Annotated in this window: 6 protein-coding genes; 2 read left to right on the top strand and 4 right to left on the bottom strand. The window is 66.8% G+C overall.

Annotated elements, in window-relative coordinates; all coding sequences use genetic code 11:
• Positions 1 to 199: 199 nt before the first annotated feature.
• The 4 genes from HUA78_RS45370 to HUA78_RS45385 all read right to left on the bottom strand — a co-directional run bounded on the left by HUA78_RS45370 (position 200) and on the right by HUA78_RS45385 (position 4,511).
• Complete coding sequence (locus HUA78_RS45370; RefSeq protein WP_174456832.1) at positions 200 to 1,573, bottom strand: hypothetical protein; 1,374 nt, start codon at positions 1,571 to 1,573, stop codon at positions 200 to 202.
• A gap of 145 nt (positions 1,574 to 1,718) precedes the next feature.
• A complete protein-coding gene (locus HUA78_RS45375) occupies positions 1,719 to 2,228 on the bottom strand; it encodes a methylated-DNA--[protein]-cysteine S-methyltransferase (protein WP_174479090.1) in 510 nt (169 codons plus the stop codon).
• The gene (locus HUA78_RS45380) at positions 2,228 to 3,826 is read right to left on the bottom strand and encodes a DNA-3-methyladenine glycosylase 2 family protein (RefSeq protein ID WP_254624256.1); all 1,599 of its coding nucleotides are present in this window, start codon (positions 3,824 to 3,826) and stop codon (positions 2,228 to 2,230) included. The genes HUA78_RS45375 and HUA78_RS45380 overlap by 1 nt, the downstream gene beginning before the upstream one ends.
• Positions 3,827 to 4,184: 358 nt before the next feature.
• On the bottom strand, positions 4,185 to 4,511 hold the full coding sequence (locus HUA78_RS45385) for a hypothetical protein (RefSeq protein ID WP_174456830.1): 327 nt from the start codon (positions 4,509 to 4,511) through the stop codon (positions 4,185 to 4,187).
• 168 nt (positions 4,512 to 4,679) lie between these two features.
• Between HUA78_RS45385 and HUA78_RS45390 the strand changes: the two genes are divergently transcribed.
• Complete coding sequence (locus HUA78_RS45390) at positions 4,680 to 5,102, top strand: DUF2804 family protein (protein WP_174479091.1); 423 nt, start codon at positions 4,680 to 4,682, stop codon at positions 5,100 to 5,102.
• Between the two features lie 193 nt (positions 5,103 to 5,295).
• Positions 5,296 to 6,099 carry an FkbM family methyltransferase gene (locus HUA78_RS45395; RefSeq protein WP_174479092.1) on the top strand — a complete coding sequence of 268 codons (804 nt, stop codon included), beginning with the start codon at positions 5,296 to 5,298 and terminating at the stop codon, positions 6,097 to 6,099.
• Positions 6,100 to 6,224: the final 125 nt, after the last annotated feature.

Genomic DNA, 6,224 nt, shown 5'->3' on the forward strand with positions numbered 1-6,224 from the left:
CACCCGGCCCACCCGACACCCTGGAAGTGGGTACAGCGTTTCCATTCCCTGGGTGTATTCGCCCCGCTGGCAGCTTGCCGCGTCTGCCTACTCCCCAGAGGGGAGCCACACGAAGTGCGGGAGAGCCGGTTCCGTAGACCGCGGCGACTCCCTGGAGGAGGACCGCCCGGGCGCTGGGGGCGGCCCGGGCGGGAGCTCATCACCAGTCGTAGCCGTGGTAGCTCTTCAGCGAGATGACCTTGCCGCTGTTCGGGTAGTACAGAACGCCATACTCGGCGTACCTGTGGCAGTTGTGGCAGGGGATCTCCTCCCAGGCGAACCACGCCTGGATGGGGCCACCGCCCGCGAACGTGTCGAGGGCGGCCAGCAGCGGGTCGCTGCTCGAGCCGAAGAAGTAGTTGTCCACCACCATGCCGGCGCGGTCGGTGGCCACGCCCCAATCGAACGGCAGCACGGTCTGCGTCGTCTCGTGGAGGTGGTCCACCACCGTCTGGATGGTCACCGGGGTGGCCGGGCACTCCGGGGTGCTGTACGCGTCGATGCCGACCAGCCCGTACCACGTCGTGGCCGAGGCGTCGGAGTCGGGCGCCTGGAGCGGGAAGCCAATTTCGGTGAGCGACAGCGGCTGGCCGGGGAGCACCTCGCAGGCGCTCGCGTACGTGCAGCGCTGCACCTGGCGGTAGGTACCGCACGAGCTGAAGTCCAGCGTGCCCGCGGGCTTCGAGTGGTAGCAGTTGTAGACGGCCGGCTGGCATGCGGGGGACGGCCACGTGTTGTACGGGTCGTCGTTGGTGCTGATGGCCAGCCCGGTGACGCGCACCACGAGGCGCGCCGTCTCGTCCACCACGGCGCCGGTGTTCAGCGCGGCGGTGAAGGTGAGGGGAATGGTGTGCGGGTCCACGGCCTGGTGCACGGCCGGGTAGCGCCAGTCCAGGTTGAAGGTGTCCGCGTCCACGCGGGAGACCGTCGGCACGCCGTCCGGCGCGGTGACGGTGAGCGACGTGGCCGCCGAGTCCACCCGGCCGCGGTACATCAGGGCCTCGGTGCCGGCCGTGTTGCGCACGTAGACCGGGTCGACGTTCTCGAAGACGGAGATGGAGTTCGGCCCACGGAAGTCGAAGAAGCGGGGCGCGAGGATGATCTGCGCGTAGTACCGTGTCGGCGAGCCCGTGAAGGTGTCGATGGAGACCAGCAGCGGCAGGCCGGAGAGCATCGTGTTCAGCTCGTGGCCCTCCTCCAGTACGACCTCGAAGCGCCGCTCGCTGATGACGCTCGCCGTGCCAAAGGCGTCATCCGGCACGAAGCTGAAGACATCACTGATGTAGCGGTTGGTGGTGCCACGAATCACGAGCACGCGGCGGTTGTTGCGCGTCTCGAAGGTGCCCAGCGTCTCGAAGCTGAGTTCGTGCGTGCCGGTGGGCTCGTACGCGTAGATGCGGGTGGCCGTCGCCGCGGCGGTGGAGACGCCCGTCTCCTCGACAGGGACGACGGGAGACTCGTCGGGAGACGTGCTGCCACAGGCAGTGACTCCGAGAGACAGAGCACAGGCGAGTACGAAATTGCGGAACTTCATGTGTTTCCTCCAAGTGAAGAATTCCGGGGGATAGCACATGTGCCTGACGCAAGCGTGACGCGGCATGTCTCAGCTGTGTGACGACACCGGTGTGGCACGCCGGCGGAGGATGGTGGGCTTGTAGCGAGGAGCTTGTTCTGCCCTATCAGGCGAACAGATCCACCTGGCGCGGCATCGCTCCTTCCAACTGCAGCAGGAACTGCTTGGTCGGCAAGCCGCCGCCGAAACCGGTGAGGCTGCCGTTTGCGCCGATCACGCGATGACAAGGCAGCACGATGGGAATCGGATTGCGCCCATTCGCCGCGCCCACTGCGCGCGTCGCCGTGGGTCTGTCCACGCGCAGCGCGAGTTCGGCGTAACTGATCGTGCCGCCAAATGGAATGTTGGCGAGTTCCCACCACACCTGGCGCTGGAACTGCGTCCCCTGCGGCGCAAGAGGCAGTTCGAAGCCCCGGCGTTTGCCCGCGAAGTATTCGCCCAGTTGCTTCTGAGTGTCCCGCAGTACCGCGTGGTCGCCTTCATGCCAATCCTCGCTACGACGCATCGGGTGGCGCGGTGCATGGAACTCGATCAACCGCAGGCCCTCGTCATTGCCGGCAATCAGCAACGCCCCGACCGGGCTTTCGATGTGGCGATAGAACACGTTGCTTTGCATTACGCGGTCACCTTCGCCTTCTTGACGGGTGCGCTCTTGGGCGGCGTGCGCTTGAGCAGCGGGGTCTTGACCGTGGTGTTCGTGGAGGACGCGTTCGCGATGGAGGTGGCCTTTGCGGGCCCCATCGAATCCTTCCACAGATGAATCACACCATAGGCGCGCCAGGGACGCCAGGCTTCCGCCCGCGCGGTCAGCGCCTTCGCGGTCATGCGCGAACCATCATTGGGTACCGCGCGCTGCAGCACCAGGTCGTCGGCGGGGAATGCATCGGGATGGCCCAATGCGCGCAGCGCGATGTAATGCGCGGTCCACGGGCCGATGCCGGGCAACGCGACCCAGCGCGCCGTGAAATCGTCCAGCGTACGCTCCGGCTTGAAGTCGACGTGGCCATCCAGAAGTGCGCGCGCCATGGTCCGTACGGTCTGCGCACGCGCGCGTGTCAGGCCGATCGCACCCAGGTCGGCGTCGGCCAGCGCATCGGGCGTGGGGAAGAGGTGGTCGAGCCCAGGCGCGAGGGGTGCGGGCAGTGGCTGACCGAAGTGATGTGAAAGTCGCGTCGCCAGCGTGCGTGCGCCTGCGACGCTGATCTGTTGGCCGATGATCGCGCGCACCGCGATCTCGAATCCGTCCCAGCCGCTGGGAACGCGCAGTCCCGCGCGCTGCTTCAGCAACGGACGCAGCCGCGCATCGGCGCCGAGCGCTTCGATGATGGCCCGCGGATCCGCGTCGAGATCGAACATGCGTCGCAGCCGATGGACGATCTCCAGCATCTGCGAAGTGCGCGCGCCGTGCAGTTCGAGCTTCAGCGCATTGTCGTCCGCCAGGCGATGCGATGCGGGCCATTGCGAAACACGCAGCCAGCCCGGCGCATCGAGCGAGCCGAAAACTCGCGAGTAACTCGTGGCATCCACCACTTCGACACCGGGCAGCGCGCGCCCGCGCAGGAAATCGAGCATCGCGACGAAGTCGTAGGGTGGGCGGTAACCCAGGCGCAGCGTCACGGTCTCACCGGGAACTTCGACTCGTTGCTTGCGCAGGTCGCGCGGAGCCATCCGATAGGCTTCGAGGAAGGCGGCGTTGAAGCGGCGCAGGCTGCCGAAACCGGCCGCAAGCGCGACTTCGGTGATCGGCATCGCCGTTTCGGTCAGCAGCTGTTTGGCGAACAACAAGCGTCGCGTGCCATGCACCCCCGTTGGCGACACGCCGAGTCGTTCGACGAACAGCCGACGCAGCTGGCGTTCGCCGATGTCGACGCGTTCGGCGAGCGCCGACAGTGGCTGTTCGTCGAGAACGCCTTGTTCGATCAATTTCAAAGCGCGCGCCAACAGCGCATCGCCACGACGCCATGCGCCGTCGCCGGGTGACAGTTCCGGGCGACATCGCAGGCAAGGCCGGTACCCGCCGGCTTCCGCGGCGGCTGCGCTGGCGTAATACGTGAAGCGCTTGGCCATCGGCGCCGGACAGACGGGGCGGCAATAGATCTTGGTGCTGGTGACCGCGGTAAAAAACAGCCCGTCGAAGCGCGGGTCGCGGGTGATGCGCGCCTGCTCACAGGTGTGCGCGTCAGGGAGCGCGGTGGCGTTGGCAAGCGTCGACATGAGTGCAGGCTAGCACCGCGTCGGGAGGTGGACTCGCCGGATTCGGACATCGTCATGAATGTCCGTTTCGTTCAGCAACTTCGTTCAGCCGACGCCGCTCAACCGGCCACTTCAACGCGTGCATAAGAGGGAAGGAGGCCCTGTTGAGAGGGAGGGAGCATGCCCCTCGCCAGCCTGGGCCTGTTCGCCTTCACCGAGGCCAACGCCCGCGAGGGGATGGCGGGCGTCGGTGCGCGATTCACGTTCGGCTTGTAGAAAAGGGAATGAGGGGCCCCAGCAGCGCTCGACTGCGCAGCCCTTCTGGTCGCTCCCGAACACCGGGGCGTCCGTCGGACGTGCGGGCGGCTGCGGCGAAGCTCTACCCTGGCGGAACGCGCGTCTGGGCCGTCTTCGCGGGCACGTAGCACCCGCCCTCGTGGACGTAGCCGACAGAGCCGCAGTCCCTGAGCCACAACTCCACCTTCTCCCAGCACCCGCCGTTAATGCCCAGGGACCCTCCGGTGCACGGGGGCGTGGCCTGGCCCGGGAGTGGCTTCGCTGGGATTCCGAATCCGAGGAGTCCGCCCGGCTCAAGTCCGCGGTCGTCGTTCTGCCAGTCCTCCCTCCACTGGCGGATGGCAGGCACCGCCATCACGAGTCCGGCGACGCCGAGCAGGGCTGCGAGGGCAATCATGAGCTTCTTCAAGGGCACCTCCGCACGAGGGAGGCGACCATAGCCCCGCTTGCCGTCGAGCGCCCCTCTCTCATGCCGGGGCAATGGCTGGCGAGGGCGGTGCGGCGGGCCGTTAGAATTCCTGGCCCGTCCTTTACGGGCACGTGACATCCACCGGCGGGTGGCGTCCAATGATGAGGGATGACGCCTGAGCGTGACGCGCTTCTGCCGCTGGTTCCCTCGTCGGTGGCCACACCGGAGGGGGAGCCCCGATTCGGCACGTACCAGGGGGATCTGGCCGAGGTGGACCTGCCCAGTCTGCAGGGGAGGTGGGCCGTCTCCAGGCTGTACCCGCTGGCTGATGTGCGCTTCGAATATCGCGACATGGAGTTGATGCGGCCGTGGAAGGTGGCGACAATGGATGGCTTGGTGGACCTGCGTTTCCAGCCTGTCTACGACCATGCCGAGAATCGCGAGGAGGCGCTCGTCCGCAGCAAGTTCGAGCAGCCCATGGGGCTCTTCGAGGGCACGGTGACCGTGGGTGGAAAGGCGCTCCAGCTCTCCAATGTGCCTGGCGTCACCAAGAGTCAGTCCACGCGCGGCCCCCACCGGTCCACCCTGTAGGCCATGAGCGCGCTGGCGCCCCAGGCCATGGCGAGGAAGGATGGGACGCCCGCAGCGGACTGGGTGTGGATACCGCGCAGCACATTCTGAGAGTCGGGCATTGTGCAATGAATGGCGTGGGCAAACGACTGCCCCCGCTCACGAGGGGGACGTCATGAGCTGGATTCCAACTGGGCGGAGTTTGCTGTCTCGCATGGCATCCGCCGTGGTGCCGGTGGTTCGCTACGTGCGCCAGAACACACGAGGCTGGCCGGCGAAGCTCGCCGTGCTCACGGCGCTCAAGGGGCTGCGCCGCATCCATGGTCCGCGGGACTTCGTGGTGCGCACCTCCTGGGGCTTTCGGTTTGCGGGGAACACCGCGGACCTGGTGCATGGCGCTGTCTATGCCGTGGGCGTATGGGAGCCGAGCCTGACGGCGTGGTTGCAGTCACGGTTGGTCGCGGGAGATGTCTTCGTGGATGTCGGTGCGAACGCGGGCTACTTCACGCTGTTGGGGGCCGCGTGCGTCGGTGCCACGGGCGGGGTGGTGGCCATCGAGGCCTCGCCGCGAAACTTCGAGTTGCTGCAAAGGAACTTGTCCCTGAACCCCGCCGCCAACGTCCGCGCTGTGAACATGGCCCTGGCGGATGAGGACTGCACGGTGAAGATCTACCCTCCCGATGCGGGCAATTCCGGCACGGCGATGACGTGGAGGGATGAGCGCAGAGGACGCGCACCCGAGAGCGAAGTGCCCGGGCGCCGGCTGGTGGACCTGCTCACACGCGAAGAGGCTGCCAGGGCCCGTGTCATCAAGGTGGATGTCGAGGGGGCCGAGGGGTGTCTGGAGAGTGGGCTGGACGAACTGCTGGAGCGCTGTCATCCCGAAGTGGCGTTCGTGGTGGAGTTCGACCCCAAGCTCTTCCACCTGCAGGGACGGGATCCCGCGCGCTTCCTGGCGCGGTTCATGAACGCCGGGTTCGCGCTGTACACGCTCGACAACCACTCGGTGGAGCCTTAGAGGACCTAACAAAAGTCAGGGCTGGGGTGGCCACCGACGAAGGGCATCCCCAGCTTGAGTGCATGGTCCGCGAACTCGTTCCCGACGCCTTCTGGCAGCGTGTGGCGCCGCTGCTGCCTCCGCCG

The sequence above is a fragment of the Myxococcus sp. CA033 genome, assembly GCF_013336625.1.
In the GTDB taxonomy this organism is placed as follows: Bacteria; Myxococcota; Myxococcia; order Myxococcales; family Myxococcaceae; genus Myxococcus; species Myxococcus llanfairpwllgwyngyllgogerychwyrndrobwllllantysiliogogogochensis.